This is a genomic window from Nocardioides sp. CF8 (assembly GCF_000389985.1).
GTDB classification, from domain to species: domain Bacteria; phylum Actinomycetota; class Actinomycetes; order Propionibacteriales; family Nocardioidaceae; genus Nocardioides; species Nocardioides allogilvus.
Map to the genome: position 1 here is coordinate 4,080,636 of NZ_CM001852.1, position 15,379 is coordinate 4,096,014.

The window sequence follows — 15,379 nt, forward strand, 5'->3', positions numbered from 1 at the left end:
GCTGCTACACCGTCCCGGATAGCGATCCGCGACCGGAACGGATGCGACTCATGGAACGGAGGCGGCCGCGGACCGTCACGCGACGTGCCTACGGGCCGTGTTGGGCAGTCCGCTCAGCACCAGACTCCCGCGAACGCGACGACTTGATCGGGCACGCGGGTCACGAATCGGGGAGACGAAGGTCCTGCTTCACGGAGTGCGTCGTCAGGGGAGGTCAACGAAGGCGCAGGAGGCTGGGGCTGGGCGGCACCGCACCAGCGCCTCGTCACCGCCGTTCTGGGTCACCACCAAGGCGAGCAGACGGTCGTCGTTTTCCCAGCTGAACCCGGGAGCCATGAACAGCCAGCCTTCGGGTGGCGACAGCACGTCCGACTCGGAGCCGTCGATCCGTTGCACGCGCAGCTCGGTGGTCCCTGAGGCTTCGCCGCCGACCGTGCCGGGCGGCACGTAGCCCAGCCACTCGCGGCTGGCCTCAAGGACGTCATGGGTCGGGACCGCGCCCACTCGGATGAGGGCGCCGTCCTCAGACAGCTGGGCGAGGTAAGGAGCGCCTTGGGTGCCGTCGGCCGACGAGTAGGCGCCCCCGTTGACCAACAGCCCCGCGGTAGTATTGCCGATGACGACTTGGCCGGGCGCGGTTTCGGCCAAGTCGATGACCTCGCCGTCCACGAGCGGGCGCCACAGCTGCTGGAAGTCGAAGCCGCGGGCCACGACGAGTCCGTCGTCGGTGACCGCGACGGCGCGGGGGGCCGGGTCCGGGTCGCCGTCGGGCAGGTCCACTCCGCCGAACCCCTCGCCGCCTTCCTCGGTGTCCGCGCCGACCAGCAGCGCCCCGCCGCCCTGGCTAACCACCTGGGCCAGGTAGCCGCCGCTAGGGGAAATGGCCGGGGGCTGGTCCAGTGCCCGGTCGAGTTCTTGCGGTTCGGTGTCGTAACCCCACCACCAGCTGCCTGCGCCGTCCGAACCCACAAAGTCAGGTCCGCTACCGGCGGCGCGCTGGCCCACCCAGTGCGTGCCGCTGCCTTCGACCCTGGACCAGCGGCCGGGCACCTCTTCGCCGCCCACGAACAGGCTGCCCGTCACCACGACCGGTGAGGCCGGTGCCGCAGTGCTGAGAGGGCCAGTGTCCACGACCCGAGTGGGACTCGGCGCCGGCGCCGGGTCACGGCTCTGGGGGCTGCCGAGCATGACGGCCACGGCAAGGACGACCACGACCACCGCGGCGGCGACAAGGAGCGGCGCGACAATCTGCCAGCGCCGTCGACCAGAGGAAGTCACCGGTAGGTGGGGAAGCGGAGGGACGACGAGCTTGCTGGCCACGTCGTCCAGCTCGCGGATGAGGGTGTGCTCGAGGTCGGAGTACATCAGCCTTCCTCCTGTCCAAGAGCGGTTCGCAGGTTCTGTAGGGCGCGGTGGGCGGTGGACTTCACGTTGCCGCGCGAGCAGTCAAGGACGTCGGCGATCTCTGCCTCGCTGAGCTGTTCGTAGTAGCGCAGCACGATGACGGCACGCTGGCGCGGCGGCAACCCGCATACGTGAGGCCACAGGGCCATTCGGTCCTCGGGTCCGGCGATGAGGGGGGAGGCTGGTTCGGGTGCGTTATCGCCGACGAGCAACTCCAGCAGTCGTCTCTTGGGGCGTTTGGAGGAGAGGAACGTGTTGGCAAGGATGCGCATGACGTAGGCGTCGGGGACATCCGACCGGTTCACCCGCGCCCAGGAGCCGTGGACCTTTATCAGGGTCTGCTGAGCGAGGTCCTCGGCATCTGCGCCGTTGCCGGCGAGGAGGTAGGCGCGGCGGAACAGACGCGGCCACGCCGCGGCCGCATACTCCTCGAACGTCAGCGTGTCGGTATCGGCGAACGTCGGCATCTGGCACCACCTCCTCGAACTACCTAACTCCTCTGCGGGACGAGAGGTTGCGTCCGCCGGGCGCCACTTCGAGGCGAACGGACGAATCGAGTCGTCGGGACACGCATCACGCGCCGGCTTCCTGGCGACGTCGATCACAAGACGTTGACGGTTCGGCAGGTCAGACACGGACGGGTGCTCGTGGCCGCTGTCGTGCTCGCGCGCCGGCAAACCCGACAAGCAGCTGCGTCGCCCCCTCGAACGTCCCTACCTCGCGAACGTCGATCACGCGGCCGCCGATTGCTGACTCGAATCACCTGGGCGTCTGGCGATGGCCTTGCAACTGATCTTGCAGCGCTGAGTCCCCGGCGGCCCTGACGGCCAAGAGGAGCATCAGTTCTCGGCCCGACGCACAGTTGACCGCCCCGGTCGGCAAGGGCGTGCGGAGTCGTGTCGGTGCGGGATCGTCACCTGGGAGCGTAGCCAGTACGGGATCCCCGGGTTCGTGCGGTGGTCGCAACACCTGATCGATCCTGTGAGGGTGTTCATGACCGTGCGTTTCTCCAATCAGTTGGTTGCCGAGCTGTATCAGCCGTTCTGGGCGGCGTGGCAAGCCGGTGAGTTCTTGACCGATGCGGCCGCGGTGGCCGGCACCCATCGCCATCGAGGGCTCGCTTGGCTGCGCCAGGCCGGCGGGGTGCGTCCACGTCGTGGCCGCAACCTGCAGGGGCGCTACTTGTCCTTCGCCGAGCGGGAGGAGATCGCGTTGGCCCGGGCGGCGGGTGAGTCGATCCGTCAGGTAGCGGCGCGGCTCGGTCGCAGTCCCTCGACGATCTCGCGGGAGTTGGCCCGCAACGCCGACCGAACCGGGCGGTACCGGGCGGGCTCGGCGCATGTGCTGGCCCATCAGCGGGCCTCCCGCCCGAAGTCGGCGAAGCTGGTGACCAACCAGGTGCTGCGGGAGCGGGTTCAGACCGAGCTGACCAAGCGGTACTCCCCGGAGCAGATCGCCGGCCGGTTGCGCGAGGATTACCCCGACCAGCCGGAGATGTGGGTGTCGACCGAGACGATCTACCAGTCGCTGTACGTGCAGTCGCGCGGTGCGTTGCGCCGCGACCTGACGCGCTGTCTGCGCACGGGGCGGGAGATGCGGGTCCCGAACCGGCAAGGTGCGAGGCGCAAGAACCGGGTGCTGCCCGACATGGTCAACATCAGTGAGCGGCCGGCCGAAGCGGACGACCGGGCCGTACCCGGGCACTGGGAGGGTGACCTCATCATCGGCAAGGCCAACGCCTCGGCGATCGGCACTCTGGTCGAGCGCTCCACCGGCTACACGCTGCTGGTGCCGCTCGCCGAGGGGTCCAAGGCCGAACAGGTCGCACCCGCCCTGGCCGCGAAGATCAGCACCCTGCCCGATCAGCTGCGCCGGACGCTGACCTGGGACCAGGGGGTAGAGATGCGGGACTGGAAACAGGTCCAGATCGCTGCCGACATCGCCATCTACTTCTGCGACCCAAAGTCGCCCTGGCAGCGGGCGACCAACGAGAACACCAACGGGCTGCTCCGGCAGTACTTTCCGAAAGGGACCGACCTGTCGGTACACACCGAAGCCCACCTCGACGTCGTCGCCGCTGAGCTCAACGACCGACCCCGCAAACGTCTACAGTTCAAGAAGCCGATCGAGATGATCGGACCACTGCTGTTGCGATGACCGCGAGAATCCGCCGATCCCTCTGTGGCACGCCCTGGACTCGATGGAGGATGCCCGCGGCCTCCTGCGCGGTCACGACATGTCGAGCAGGGTAGGACGGTCGCCGGCCCGGCCGCTGGAATCATCCACAGGGATGGGCCGTGCCACTCTGGGGACGTGGATTGGTCAACGCTCATTGCCAGCCGGGGTGAGCGCCGTTGTCGGCGCCGTGGTGTCACTTGTGGCCGTATCCCAGGTCACGGTGCGTCGAGCACGCGCTGAACGACGCGAAGCCGCTCGCCTCGCCGTCGCCGCTGCGGGCAAGCCGCTGCAACTCGAGTTGGCCCGATACACCTATGCCGCCGGTCAGAGAACCTCATCCAAGCGCGACAACGAGGCGGCGCACATGGACGACCATCAACACGTGGTGGTTGGAGTCAGGGTCTCGTGTCGAAGTCGACGTCGATCCGGAACACGTCGGCACGGAGCCAGGAAAGCGTGAGCTCGACCGGCCGATGGTCACGGGCGGCCGCGTCGGTGCGGCTGCGGATCGCGATCACCAGCGGTCGGCCGCTAAGCCCGAGATGCTGGGCCACCTCGGACGGCGCGGGGTCGATCGCGACGCCGAACCAGCCGCGCACCGGCTGGATGCCGTAGTGGCCTGCCAGGGTGTCGTGCAGAGACGCTCCGGGCTCGAGGACCTGTGTGAGGTTGGGGACGAGATCCGGGTCGAGCCAGGTTTCGGCGAAGCCAACTAGGTCGTTGTCGACGTACCTGTCGCGGGAGATTGCGAGGAGTTGTCGTCGAGCACCCACCCGCATCCGGCTCCGCACCTCCGCCGGTGGCTGGTCGAGGCGCCAGCCCGTGGTGCGAATGTGCGGGGTCAGACCGGCTTGGCGCACGCTCGCGCTCCAGCTCGGTGGGCTGTGCCGGCTGATGGTGTAGTCGATGCGCCGCGAGACGTACGTTCCGCTGCCCTGCCTGCGCCGGACGAGGTAGCGGGATTCGAGCGCGGACAGGGCGGCCCGTGCGGTGAGGCGGCTGACGCCCAGGTCCCGGGCGAGTTCGTCTTCCGATGGGAGCCGCGTGCCGACGGGTTGCTCTGCGATCCGCTCGGCCAAGGCGTCGGCTGTGGCTAGGTAGACCGGTATCCGGGCGGAGGGCCTTCGGCGCGGGACGTCGTTGATGGGTAGGATCATAGCGGCGGGCGGGACGTCGTCAGCGACTCTCGGTTCGGGTTGTTGACGGCTCCCTCGGGCTCCTCTCCGGCCAGCACCTTCAGAATGGCGTTTGCCGCGTGCTCCTCGATCGCGAGCCGGGCAGTTGCGACCGCCGAGCCCAGGTGTGGAGTGAAGAGCGTCTGCTCGTTCAGTTCGAGCAGGTCGGGGTGCGGGCCGTCCGGTCGGTCGTGGCGTGACAGGTCCTCGAACTCGAAGACGTCGGCGGCGTACCCGCCGAGGTGGCCACCGCGCAGCAGCTCGGTGACGGCGTCCTCGCTCACCACCGAGCCTCGTCCGACGTTGACCAGCAGTGTGCCCGCCCGCATCGATGCGAGTGCTTCGCGGTTCAACAGGTGCAGGCTGTCGGGCACCAGGGGTGCACAAACCACCACGGCATCGCTCTGTGTGAGCAACTCGGTGAGCTCCACGCGCTCCAACCCGAGTGCGCTGGCCTTCGATGGCGTCACTGGCTGGGGGTCCCAGTAGAGCAGGCGGGCGTCGAAGCCCCCGAGCAGCCGCGCCACCGCCTGTCCGAGCACGCCGGCCCCGACGATCCCGATCGTGGAGCCGATGAGCGTGCGGCCGTAGAGCACCGGCCGCCACCCCGGGAAGCCATCGCGCACTCGGCGGTCACCGCTCGTCACATGACGCGCGAGCCCGATAAGCAGCCCGAGGGCGAGCTCGGCGGTGGGTTCGGTGAGCAGGTCATCGACCCGGGTGAGCCAGATCCCGCGCTCGGTGCAGGCGTCGACGTCGATGTTGTCGTAGCCCTTGAGGGCTCCTGCAACGACCTGCAGCCGCGGGCAGCCATCGAGGAAGGCCGCGTCGATCTGGTCGGGCATGAACGCCATCAATGCGTCGGCGTCTGCGGCCCGTCGCCGCAGTTCGGAGGGTGGGAGGCTGTCGTTGTCCTGGTTCGGCACGACCTCGCAGACGCGGCCGAGGAGATCGAGGATCTCGGGGTGCACCCGGTGGGTCAGGACGACCACCGGTCGCGCGAAGGTGTCGGTCATGCGAACCTCTTCCTGAGTAGGCCACCGAGGGCGTCGACCACGGTGACGGTGGCGAGAATGACGAGCAGGATGGCGGAGACTTCTTCGTATTTGAGTGTGCGCAGCGCGGCGATCAGCTCGAACCCGATCCCGCCGGCGCCGACCACACCGACCACCACCGAGGCCCGGAAGTTGAACTCCCAGCGGTAGATGGTGACGTCAGCCATCTGCGGCAGAACCTGGGGCAGGACGCCGTGCATGATCACCTGCGCCGGAGTCGACCCGACGGCGCGGGCGGCCTCCACTGGGGCCTGGTCGGCGTGCTCGATCGCCTCGGCGAAGAACTTGCCGACCATGCCGGCCGAGTGGATGCCGAGGGCGAGCGCGCCGGGCAGGGCGCCGAAGCCCACTGCGGCGACGAAGACGATTGCCATGATCAGCTCCGGCACTGAGCGCAGGACGTTGAGCATCATCCGCGCCGACCAGTAGACGGCGGGGTGGGGTGAGGTGTTACGTGCGCCGAGGAGCGCCAGGGGCACCGAGAGCAGCACCGCGAGCGCGGTCGCGGCCAGACTCATCGCCAAGGAATCCCAGAGCGGACCCCACCAGGCGTTCAGGTTGGTGAAGTCGGGCGGCCACATCTCGCTGAGCAGGTCTACGATGTCGACCAGCCCGGCGCCCATCCGGGCACTGTCGAGCAGGCCGACGAAGTAGGCGCAGAAGAGCACCAACGCCGTCACCACGGCGAGCTCTGCTGCCCGACGGCGCCAGTCAGCGCGCACCTGCTGGGCGACCGCCCGGAAACTTGCCTCCTGGGCATCTTCCTGATCGGGAGAGAGCAGCCCGGTGCTCACTGGAAGTCCGCCAGGTCGATGTCGAGCAGCGGCGCGAGCTCGCGTACGACGTCGTAGTCCTCATCGGTGATGGGCTCGAACCCGGTAGCGCCGAACGGCTCCAGCACCTCAGGGGCGTCAAGTTCGAGGAAGGCGTTGCGCACCTGCTCCTTGAAGTCTTCGGGCAAGCTCGCCTGCATGGTCCAGGGGTAGTTGGGATAGGGCTCCGACTCCGCGATCACCGCCACCTTAGCCGGGTCGATGATGCCCTCCTCGACGAGCCGCTCGTAGATCGGCTTGCTGAGGCCGCCTGCCTCGGCGTTGCCGTTCTGCACCGCGAGCGCGACGGCGTCGTGGGCGCCGACGTGTTGCTCCTGGTAGTCCCCGTCGTCGACGTTCAGATCCGCCTGCTCGACGAGCATCGCCTTCGGGATCAGGTGGCTGGAGGTGCTGGCCGGATCGCCCCAGGCGACGGTCTTGCCGGCGATGTCCTCAAGGCTCTTGATGACGGCGGGGTTGCCAACGATTACTGATCGGTACGTCGGCGCCTCGCCCTCTACGTCTTGCATCGCTGCGAATGCCTCGATGTCGGACTTTTCCTGAGCAAGGACGTAGGAGAGGGGGCCGAAGTAGCCGAGCTCGAGGCGCCCGCGGGCCATGGCCTCGATCATCGAGGAGTAGTCGGTGGTGACGATGAGCTCCACCTCGACGCCGAGCTCATCCTCGAGGTACTGCCGCAGCGGTTCGTTGTTCTTGATCACGTCTGAGGCGTTCTCGTCGGGCAGCAAGGCCACCCGCAGGGTTTCGGGAACCGCGCCGGCCTCGGCCTTGGCCCCGCTCCCTGAGCCGGACCCGCAACCGGCGAGCACGAGCATCAAGGAGATCAGGGTCGCGACGACGAGGGTGGGATGACGGTGAACGGGCATGGATGTTCCTCTGGGATGTGGTTGGGAAAAAGGGGGTGAGTCGTACTACCTGGCGGCGGCAACGGCTGCCTGTTTGACCGTGGGGTCGGTCGGGGCTGGCTCGACGGCGTTGTCGGTGACGCCCTCGTAGATCAGCTGCAGGTCGGCGTCGGTGACCTTCTCGGCCGGGCCGTCGTACACGACCTCACCGTGCGCGAGGCCGATGATGCGGTCCGCGTGCCCGAGGGCTAGGTCGACCTGGTGAAGGCTGGCGACCAGAGTGATGCCGTTGTGCTCGCAGACTCGATGCAGCAGCGACATGACGCGCTGGGAGGTTGCCGGGTCCAGGCTGGCAACCGGTTCGTCGGCGAGGATGAGGCGCGGCCTTTGCGCGAGGGCTCGAGCAATGCCGACCCGCTGTTGCATGCCGCCGCTCAGGCTGTCGGCACGCTCCAGGGCCTTGTCGAGCAGCCCGACCTGATCGAGCGCATCGAGCGCGATGCGCTCGTCCTCGCGGGTGGAGGGCAACAACCCGCGCCACAGGGACTGGTACCCGACCCGCCCCAACAACACGTTGCGCAGGGCGGTGTAGCGCGGAATCAGCTGGTGGTGCTGGAAGACCATGCCGGTTCGGCGGCGGTGGTCTCGTAGCGCGCGGCGGGACTCAAGGGGCGGCAGGTCCTCGGCTCGGACGGTGCCGGTCGAGGGAGTGACAAGCAGGTTCATGCAGCGCAGAAGCGTCGACTTGCCCGCCCCTGAGGGCCCCAGTAGCACCGTCACCTGCCCGGGTTCGATCTTGAGATCAGTGCGTTCCAGAGCTCGCACGCCACCCTTGTAGGTCTTGCTCACCTCGGAAAGTTCGAGCACGAACACTCCTCTATAGGTCTGTGGGTGAATGACCAAACCATATAGAGGTATTGTGAAGCGGGACGGGGCCGCGCCTTAACGCCGGGTGAACGCGTGCCGGCCATCCGCTGCGATCTACCCGGGCGGCCGGGCGCGGGTATGAGGTGGGCTTAGGCTGATCGATCGTGGCCCCTTGGACATCGCGCGACTACGTGTTTGGTCACGTAGTCGCGGTGCTCGGCGACCGGATGATCGATAACGCCCGCGTCGTGGTGCGCGAGGGTCACGTCGTAGAGGTGGGAGCGCATCCACCGGGTGCCAGCTGCGACTTGGACGGGCGGGGCGCCCACCTCCTGCCAGGTCTCGTTGATGTTCACAGCGACATGCTCACCAAGGAGCTGTGCCCGCGGCCGGACGTAACGCTCGACCCCTCGTTCGCCCTCGGGTCGGCCGGCGCCCGCCTTCGCGCTGCGGGTATCACGACCGCCTTCCACGGCCTAGCTTTTCAGCAGCGATCCATCCTGGGCATGCCGATCGGCTCCCCCGACGCAGTCGACCTGTCACACGTGCTGCGTAATCCCCCTGACACCCAGGCGGACCACCGAATCCTGCACCGGCTCGACGTCCGCTGCGCCTACGGCCGAACGACGCTGGACGACCACCTAGCTCGGCTCCCCCCTGAGGGGGGCCTCCCGGTCGTGTCCTATGAGGACCACACCCCGGGGATTGGTCAGTTCCACGACGAGGCGACGATGCGACGCTGGCTCGTGCTGGGGGAGGGAATGACCGAGCAGCAGGCCGCGGACCACGTCGCTGGTTTGCGCCGCGACCGGAACCTCCGCCTCGATATCCGAGACAGCGCGCTTGCGTGGCTGGGCCACCTGACACACGCTGGCCGGATCCGGCTCTGGGGCCACGATCTCGCCACCTCCGCGGAGGTCAACGCGCTCGTAGCGCACGGCGGGACCGTAGCGGAGTTCCCCACCACGCTCACGGCCGCACGCGCCGCCCGTGAGCGCAACATGCTTATCGTCGCGGGCGCCCCCAACGTAATCCGCGGCCGTTCCCATACCGGAAACGTCTCGGCCACCGAACTCGCAAGAGCCGGACTGGTCGACGCCCTGGCCAGCGACTACCTGCCCACCGCGATGCTGCCCGCCGCGCTGAAGCTAGCGCGGGACGGGGTGATGACCCTGCCGCGCGCGATCGCGCTCGTGACGGCAGGACCCGCCGCGTGCGTGGGCCTCCACGACCGCGGTTCTCTGCGGGAAGGCGCTCGCGCCGATCTGGTGCTGGCCGACCTCAGCTCCACCTGGCCCGTCGTGCACCCGCTTTGCCCACCCGCCGCGTCCGCGAGGGTAGCCGACGCTACGGAGTCGTGAGCCTCGGCCTCGATCCGCAAGTTGTTCAGCGGCCCGGGAGGGTCGGGTGTGGCTGAGCCTTGATCGCCCTTGAGGTCGCTCCGGTGAAATGGCCGCCCGGCTCCTCCGGGCGCCTTGGTTGCTGATTGAGAATGTGCGTTCTGGTCGCTGTTTACGGATCGGCAACCAGGACGCGCGCCAACCGAGATCGACCGTTGGCGGTTGGGTGCAACGGCGAGCACCCTTCTCCGCATACCGGCGGCCGGACCTACATGCTTCGTCCGACATCGGGGCCTGTAGGCCTGATCCGGCGATCCGTCGGCACGCCAAGCCTGGCGCGGTGATTGGCAACTGTCCGATCGACCTCCACCTGGAGGGCTTGAGCGCGGGCTGATTCGATGAGCTGCACGGCCCGTACGATCGGGAGGGATTCGATGCGGGTGAGATCGGCGCGCACCGCGTCGGCGTACTGCCGCCAACGTTCTGCACGAGCTTGGGCGCCGTGTACACCGCTGACTGTTCGGACGTAGGCGGCATCAGGTCGACCGTAGATCCGTTGGGTGAGATCTTCGGTCTCGGCTCGGTGTCGCCACCGGGTCTGCTTGAGCGCTTCATCGGCGCGCGCGACATCCGTACTAGCACTGGCCACGACGGGCTGGGCTTCGGCGCGTTGATGCGCAACACGAGCGGCCCAGGCTTCGAGCCCGTCGCGATTCGTGGCAACCCATCTGCCGGTAGCGGGCACACTGCCCCACCGGTTCAGTACGGTCACCTGAGCATCGTGGGTCCCCACTTGTGCGGTGTCGAGCCGCCGCTGCGCGGCCCTCCTGCCCAGTCGCCCCGTCGAGCGGTTGGCGTTCGACGCGGCGTCTTGCCGGATCTGTGCATCGAGGTAGGCCTGTCCGTCGACGATGGCTTGGGCTCGTAGTGGTTGCACGGCGTCGTCGAGGACCGCCGTCGAGTGGGCTTCGGCCATGAGCAGAGCGTCTCGGCCGGATGCTTCCTCGTGGGCGTGGATCTCCGCTTGGGTGGCCAGCAGCCCGGCGGCGTGCTCCCACCGTGCCGTTTCCCGATCTGCGTTGGCGATGGCCTCGACCAGCCGTGTTCGTTCGTCGTTGACCAGCTTCACCGGTCCCTTCGCCGCCAACGCTGCGACGGCGACCTGGGCTAGTGAGGTTGCTGCCTGGAGGCCGCGGTCGGCGCGATCGGTCTGGAGCGCGTCGATGAAGTGCTCCCGTGCCTCGTCGAGGTTGTCGGCGACGATGTGCAGCACGTTCGCGTCGCGTCCACGAGTCATGCCGACGTACACCCCGGATGCGTCCAACGCCTCCGACAGCAGGGTGTGCGCGCTTGTGGTGGTGATTCCTTGAACGCCGTACGCGGTCGCGGCGTAGGCGAGGTGGACGTGGTCGGTCACGTACGAGCTGGGCAGCGCGACAGCCCGTGGGTGCTTGCGCAGGTTAGCTGCGTCGAGCGCCCACACGGTGCCGTCGTCACCGATGCCCTGGACTGTCCAGGTCTGCCGGTTGGCGACTCCCAGGGTGCTGTCGTTCTTGCGCGTAGTGATCACGTCGCCCGCGCCAATGGGCAGTTCGTCATTCCCGGACACGGTCGCCGTGTCGTCGACTTCGCCTCGTGCGACGCGCTGGGTGCGGATGCGGTCGTTGAGGGAGCGGGCCTCGTCGTTGGTCGCGACTGTTGCGGCGATCGTCCTCGTGGACTCGACCGCCGCCGTCGCGGCGGCGATGGCCTCGTGAGCGTCGTCGGCATTCGTGTGCAGTCGGACATGCCCGCGCGAGTAGAGCCGGTCGAACAGGTGCGCCGGGTTGTCGCCGGCACGGAGCCGGAGGGTGAGGTCGGCGTAGATCGGGTCGGTGAACCGGTGGACCGAGTCCATGTCGAAGACGGTTCGTCCGCTTCCGGCGGCCAGCGCTGCGGCCACGTCGAGCACGCCACCGCGTCCCACGGCCGGCAGCTGCGCCCGGTCCCCCACCAGCGCGACCGTGGCCGCGGCGTCGCCTGCCAGGGTGAAGAGCGCGATCGCACCGTCCTGGTCGAGCATCCCGGCCTCGTCCACCACGATCCGCTCACCGCGCGCCAGCCGCGCCCACACGGGAGGCCCGCCGTACGTCTTGCCGGTCTCGGGATCCCGATCCCCAACGGCGAGGCGGGTCCACACGCCGTCGCTGTTCCAACGCCAGCCGTGGGCGTGAAGCAACTTGGCGACCGATTCGGCGGGTACCCCAAGCTCACGGACGACCACGTCTGCGGCCTTCTTCGTCGGCGTCACGACCCTCGTGGCGCGACCCTCCGTAGCAGCGGCACCGATCGCGACGGCGAGCATCGTCGTCTTTCCCGAGCCGGCTGCGCCCTCGACCACCACCAGCTGGTCGGTCGATGCGATGGCTGCGGCGGCACGAGCCTGCTCGCTGTCGAGACCCCGTTCCGCGGCCAACGCCGTGACGTTTGGGCCGTCGCATCTCGCGGCAGTGCCTGCGCGCGCGGTGAGCAGGTCGCGCAGTCGCATCTCTGCGGCGATGACCTGGACGCTGGTCAGGTGCGCGACATGCTCTGGCTGGGCGGTCCCGGGCGGCAGCACCGACAGGCAGTCGCCAACGGCAAGGTCCGTCGCGAGCGTGACCAGGTTGCGAAGTTCAGCGGGGGTGGCGCGAACGCCGTGTTCGGTGACGATCCGAATTGCCTGCTCCTGCACGGTGTGGCGGGTCCAGGTCGACGCGGCTGCGGCGCATCGGTCCAGCGACCGGGAGGCGATCGTCTGGATCCTCAGGCCGTCCACGTCGATCGGCGCATGTGCTGGTAGCCGACGCTGCATGAACAGCTCAGGGTCGTAACCGGCCTCGGCGAGTTCGTCTCGCCAGCCGTCCTCGTGGGCAAGAGTCGTCGGGCGCTTCTGCGGGCGTCCCTTGGCCCACGCCGCTGCGGTCATCCGGGCGTGGACGACGGGACCGGGCTCCTGGCCTGGATGCGCCTCGTCCCAGGAGGCCTCGATCTCGGCGAGGTTCCTCTCGACCTGGGCGCTCCGCTTCGACATCAGTGCGTTGAAAGGCTCGAGTTCGGCGACCTCGCCGGTCACGGGGTCTAGCGTCAGGGCGTGACGGTCAAGCGTGTCGGCAAGTCTCGGGTGGGCGGCGAGGACAGCAGTCCCGAGGGCGCGGATGGCGCCTTGCTGCTTGAACAAGGCCGCAGTGTCGAGCCCGCGCCACCTCCCTGCCGCCCAGACGCGGGTGCCGATCTGGAAGTGCACGTGCCGGTGCGGGTCGCCTGCCCTGCTGGTCTTGTGGACCACCGCGACGGTCTGGAGCCGCTCGACCGGCACCACCTCCTGGCGCCCGCGCGGCCCGACTCGGGTGACCGAGTGCAGCGCGAGGAACCGGCGGATCTCGGTGACCGCGTCCGCCTGGGCCGCGTCCAGCGCGTCGGACACGTCAGGGTGCAGGGCGGCTGCTACCGACAGCGACTTCGGGGTGTTGACCACCATCTCGGCAAACCGTGGCGAACCGCGCTTGGCCGTGCCCTCCTCGCCGGGCATCCGCGGCTTGCCCATCGAGGTCGCGGTCAGGGGGTCTATCCAGTCCACCCAACCGGCATACGCCTCGGCGTCCAGTTCGGAGGTGGCCAGCACCTCGCCGTTGCCGTCCGTCACGGTGAAGGCGGCCAGCGCCGTCCCGCCCTCCAGGTAGTAGTCGTCCGCTCGTGCGCGATCCGACTCCAGGTACCGGCACGCCGCTGCGCCCGTTCCCCGGAAGAGAATTCGAAGGCGGAAAGGATGAGAAAGGAGGGACCTGGGAGGCAGAGAGGGATGAAGGCGTGACCGGTCGGGGAGGGGCGGTGTGGCTGGGCGGTAGCAAAGTGCTGGATATGGAGGGCGCAGATCGGGGCAGAGCGGTGAAGTCGGGCATGGAAGGGAGTGAAACTCGTGAATGCCGATCTGACCGGGATCCTTCGGCCGGCTGATCCTCTATGCCGACGATTGCAGGACTGCTAGGCGGATGATTGCAGCCTCGGCCGGCCGCGGCCGACGCCCAGGAGTCAGCTGGGGTCGTGGATGATGACGCCAAGCCGATTGATCTCCAAGTAGGCGTAGGCAGTGATTGCCACCTCGAACTCAGGCAAGTGTTGATCGAAAAGCGCGAGCAAGTCGCGGGTAGAGATGTTTCCGCACGTGACGTGGAGGAGCTTCGCCGGTGGCTTCCCCAACAGGTGCGAGATCCTGAAGTCCTCGTCCTTGGTCACCACGAAGCGACCCTCGGCGTCGGACAGGAGCGCGATCTGCGCGTCCGACATGGTCGGGCCGCCCGGGTAGTCCTTAATGTGCCGCGCGTCGTGACCGTGCTCAGTCAAGTAGTTGGCGAGGACCTTCGGCAACTGCTGGTCGACGAGGAACGCGGTCACGCCACGACGCGTTGGAGACGTCCGGCGGAGTCGAGAGCGGCGAACTCCAGGACGGCGAGGATGTCGTCTCGTTCAAGCTCGTCGTAGTCGGTGAGGATCTCGTCGTAGGTCATGCCGGAGGCCAGCAGTTCGAGGACGTCTTGCACCCGCAGGCGCATGCCGCGGATTGCAGGGGCGCCGTGACAGATCGATGGGTCGACCGTGATCCGGTCGAGACGGCTGACGGCTTCACTCATGGTCGGAGTCTACGCATCGCTGCCGCCGTCGGGCGGGACCGTCGACGGCGCCTCATGTGCTAACTCATGTGCTACCGACCCTGTAGATCCCTGTACTACAACGATGTCATTCGATGTACAGGCATGGGATTTCACGCCTGATTTGAGCGTAAAACGGGGTGCCGGGGCTCGGGTGCGTCCGGGGAAGATCGCCAGTTCGAATCCCCTATCCTCCGCCAGTGGTAAACCGCGTCTGACCTGGGCCTTCTTGGTCCAGGTCAGCAATTCGGCGCCGGCGTTCCTTGGCGCACCCTGGGGCGCGAAGATTCGGTGCCGTCGGCGGGTTGCGGGCCGCGGTGGGTAGGGCGGATGCTGGTGGGGTTCGTCGTGGTCGACCCCGAATACTCTGTGGTGCCTGTGAGCCTGTAGGTCAGCATGGTGGTGGAGGGCTTCCACGGGAACCGTGGACTGGTGCCATCGAGCCCGAGTGTCAGACTTCCGATTTCTCCCTGCCCTCCCCGCGACGGACACCCTGTGTTCGATGCTGAGGAGGTAAATCTGATGGAAGTGGTGCACACCCGCTGTGCGGGGATGGATGTGTCGAAGAAGGACGCGAAGGTCTGCGTCCGCCATGCCGGCGCGGGTCGCCGTAAGACGGTCGAGACGGTCACGACGTGGTCCTCGATGACCAGTCAGATCCTCGCTCTTCGTGAGCACCTGGCCGAGCAGCAGGTCACCTGCGTGGTGATGGAAGCGACCGGGGACTACTGGAAACCGTTCTACTACCTCCTCGAAGACCTCCCCGGCGTGGAGGTGATGCTGGTCAACGCCCGCCACGTCAAGACCCTGCCGGGCCGCAAGACCGACGTCGCTGACGCGACCTGGCTCGCCCAGCTCGGCGCACACGGCCTGGTCCGTGGCTCGTTCGTGCCACCCGAGCCGATCCGGCAGTTGCGGGACCTGACCAGGGCACGGACCGCGATCACCCGCGAACGCGGACGTGAGGTCCAGCGGCTGGAGAAGCTTGAATCGCCCCGGGTCTGATGGAGGCTCT

At 68.0% G+C, this 15,379-nt stretch carries 12 protein-coding genes and 1 pseudogene; 3 read left to right on the forward strand and 10 right to left on the reverse strand.

Translation table 11 applies throughout. The annotated features are described in order from the left end of the window. Nucleotides 1–204 precede the first annotated feature (204 nt). Entirely contained in the window at nucleotides 205–1,365 is a 1,161-nt protein-coding gene (locus tag CF8_RS19880) for a hypothetical protein (RefSeq protein ID WP_010834883.1), read from the reverse strand. Beyond that, on the reverse strand, nucleotides 1,365–1,871 hold the full coding sequence (locus CF8_RS19885) for a SigE family RNA polymerase sigma factor (RefSeq protein ID WP_010834884.1): 507 nt from the start codon (nucleotides 1,869–1,871) through the stop codon (nucleotides 1,365–1,367). The genes CF8_RS19880 and CF8_RS19885 overlap by 1 nt, the downstream gene beginning before the upstream one ends. 526 nt (nucleotides 1,872–2,397) lie before the next feature. Between CF8_RS19885 and CF8_RS19890 the strand changes: the two genes are divergently transcribed. Beyond that, nucleotides 2,398–3,561, forward strand: a complete 1,164-nt coding sequence (locus tag CF8_RS19890; protein WP_084623181.1) for an IS30 family transposase — start codon at nucleotides 2,398–2,400, stop codon at nucleotides 3,559–3,561. 416 nt (nucleotides 3,562–3,977) lie between these two features. Here the strand turns inward: CF8_RS19890 and CF8_RS19895 are convergent, their stop codons facing one another. From CF8_RS19895 to phnC, 5 genes are read right to left on the reverse strand one after another with little or no spacing between them, the layout of a single operon-like run. After that, a complete protein-coding gene (locus CF8_RS19895; protein WP_051204286.1) occupies nucleotides 3,978–4,739 on the reverse strand; it encodes a GntR family transcriptional regulator in 762 nt (253 codons plus the stop codon). Continuing rightward, the gene (locus CF8_RS19900) at nucleotides 4,736–5,773 is read right to left on the reverse strand and encodes a phosphonate dehydrogenase (RefSeq protein WP_010834887.1); all 1,038 of its coding nucleotides are present in this window, start codon (nucleotides 5,771–5,773) and stop codon (nucleotides 4,736–4,738) included. Before CF8_RS19900 ends, CF8_RS19895 begins: the two co-directional genes overlap by 4 nt. Then, entirely contained in the window at nucleotides 5,770–6,606 is an 837-nt protein-coding gene (gene phnE / locus CF8_RS19905; RefSeq protein WP_010834888.1) for a phosphonate ABC transporter, permease protein PhnE, read from the reverse strand. The genes CF8_RS19900 and phnE overlap by 4 nt, the downstream gene beginning before the upstream one ends. After that, nucleotides 6,603–7,511 carry a phosphate/phosphite/phosphonate ABC transporter substrate-binding protein gene (gene phnD, locus CF8_RS19910; RefSeq protein ID WP_010834889.1) on the reverse strand — a complete coding sequence of 303 codons (909 nt, stop codon included), beginning with the start codon at nucleotides 7,509–7,511 and terminating at the stop codon, nucleotides 6,603–6,605. Before phnD ends, phnE begins: the two co-directional genes overlap by 4 nt. 45 nt (nucleotides 7,512–7,556) lie before the next feature. After that, complete coding sequence (gene phnC, locus CF8_RS19915; RefSeq protein WP_036493832.1) at nucleotides 7,557–8,357, reverse strand: phosphonate ABC transporter ATP-binding protein; 801 nt, start codon at nucleotides 8,355–8,357, stop codon at nucleotides 7,557–7,559. A gap of 191 nt (nucleotides 8,358–8,548) precedes the next feature. On the opposite strand from phnC, the gene CF8_RS19920 reads away from it, so the two are divergent. Next, nucleotides 8,549–9,718 carry an alpha-D-ribose 1-methylphosphonate 5-triphosphate diphosphatase gene (locus tag CF8_RS19920; RefSeq protein WP_232211655.1) on the forward strand — a complete coding sequence of 390 codons (1,170 nt, stop codon included), beginning with the start codon at nucleotides 8,549–8,551 and terminating at the stop codon, nucleotides 9,716–9,718. Nucleotides 9,719–9,965: 247 nt separating this feature from the next. On the opposite strand, the gene mobF is transcribed toward CF8_RS19920, so the two are convergent. The 3 genes from mobF to CF8_RS19935 all read right to left on the reverse strand — a co-directional run bounded on the left by mobF (nucleotide 9,966) and on the right by CF8_RS19935 (nucleotide 14,346). Continuing rightward, nucleotides 9,966–13,673 carry a MobF family relaxase gene (gene mobF, locus CF8_RS19925; RefSeq protein WP_332248911.1) on the reverse strand — a complete coding sequence of 1,236 codons (3,708 nt, stop codon included), beginning with the start codon at nucleotides 13,671–13,673 and terminating at the stop codon, nucleotides 9,966–9,968. A gap of 74 nt (nucleotides 13,674–13,747) precedes the next feature. Further along, nucleotides 13,748–14,110, reverse strand: a complete 363-nt coding sequence (locus tag CF8_RS19930) for a DUF5615 family PIN-like protein (RefSeq protein ID WP_010834893.1) — start codon at nucleotides 14,108–14,110, stop codon at nucleotides 13,748–13,750. After that, nucleotides 14,107–14,346, reverse strand: coding sequence for a DUF433 domain-containing protein (locus CF8_RS19935; protein WP_010834894.1), 240 nt, complete (start codon nucleotides 14,344–14,346; stop codon nucleotides 14,107–14,109). The genes CF8_RS19930 and CF8_RS19935 overlap by 4 nt, the downstream gene beginning before the upstream one ends. 540 nt (nucleotides 14,347–14,886) lie before the next feature. Here CF8_RS19935 and CF8_RS19940 point away from each other — a divergent pair. Continuing rightward, nucleotides 14,887–15,351 (forward strand): annotated as a pseudogene (locus CF8_RS19940) (IS110 family transposase); the annotation flags it as partial. Between the last annotated feature and the right edge of the window lie 28 nt (nucleotides 15,352–15,379).

Bases quoted from the DNA above. Each gene is read 5' to 3' on its own strand.
- CF8_RS19880 (WP_010834883.1), bottom strand. From the start codon at position 1,365: ATGTACTCCGACCTCGAGCACACCCTCATCCGCGAGCTGGACGACGTG.
- CF8_RS19885 (WP_010834884.1), bottom strand. From the start codon at position 1,871: ATGCCGACGTTCGCCGATACCGACACGCTGACGTTCGAGGAGTATGCG.
- CF8_RS19890 (WP_084623181.1), top strand. From the start codon at position 2,398: ATGACCGTGCGTTTCTCCAATCAGTTGGTTGCCGAGCTGTATCAGCCG.
- CF8_RS19895 (WP_051204286.1), bottom strand. From the start codon at position 4,739: ATGATCCTACCCATCAACGACGTCCCGCGCCGAAGGCCCTCCGCCCGG.
- CF8_RS19900 (WP_010834887.1), bottom strand. From the start codon at position 5,773: ATGACCGACACCTTCGCGCGACCGGTGGTCGTCCTGACCCACCGGGTG.
- phnD (WP_010834889.1), bottom strand. From the start codon at position 7,511: ATGCCCGTTCACCGTCATCCCACCCTCGTCGTCGCGACCCTGATCTCC.
- CF8_RS19935 (WP_010834894.1), bottom strand. From the start codon at position 14,346: ATGAGTGAAGCCGTCAGCCGTCTCGACCGGATCACGGTCGACCCATCG.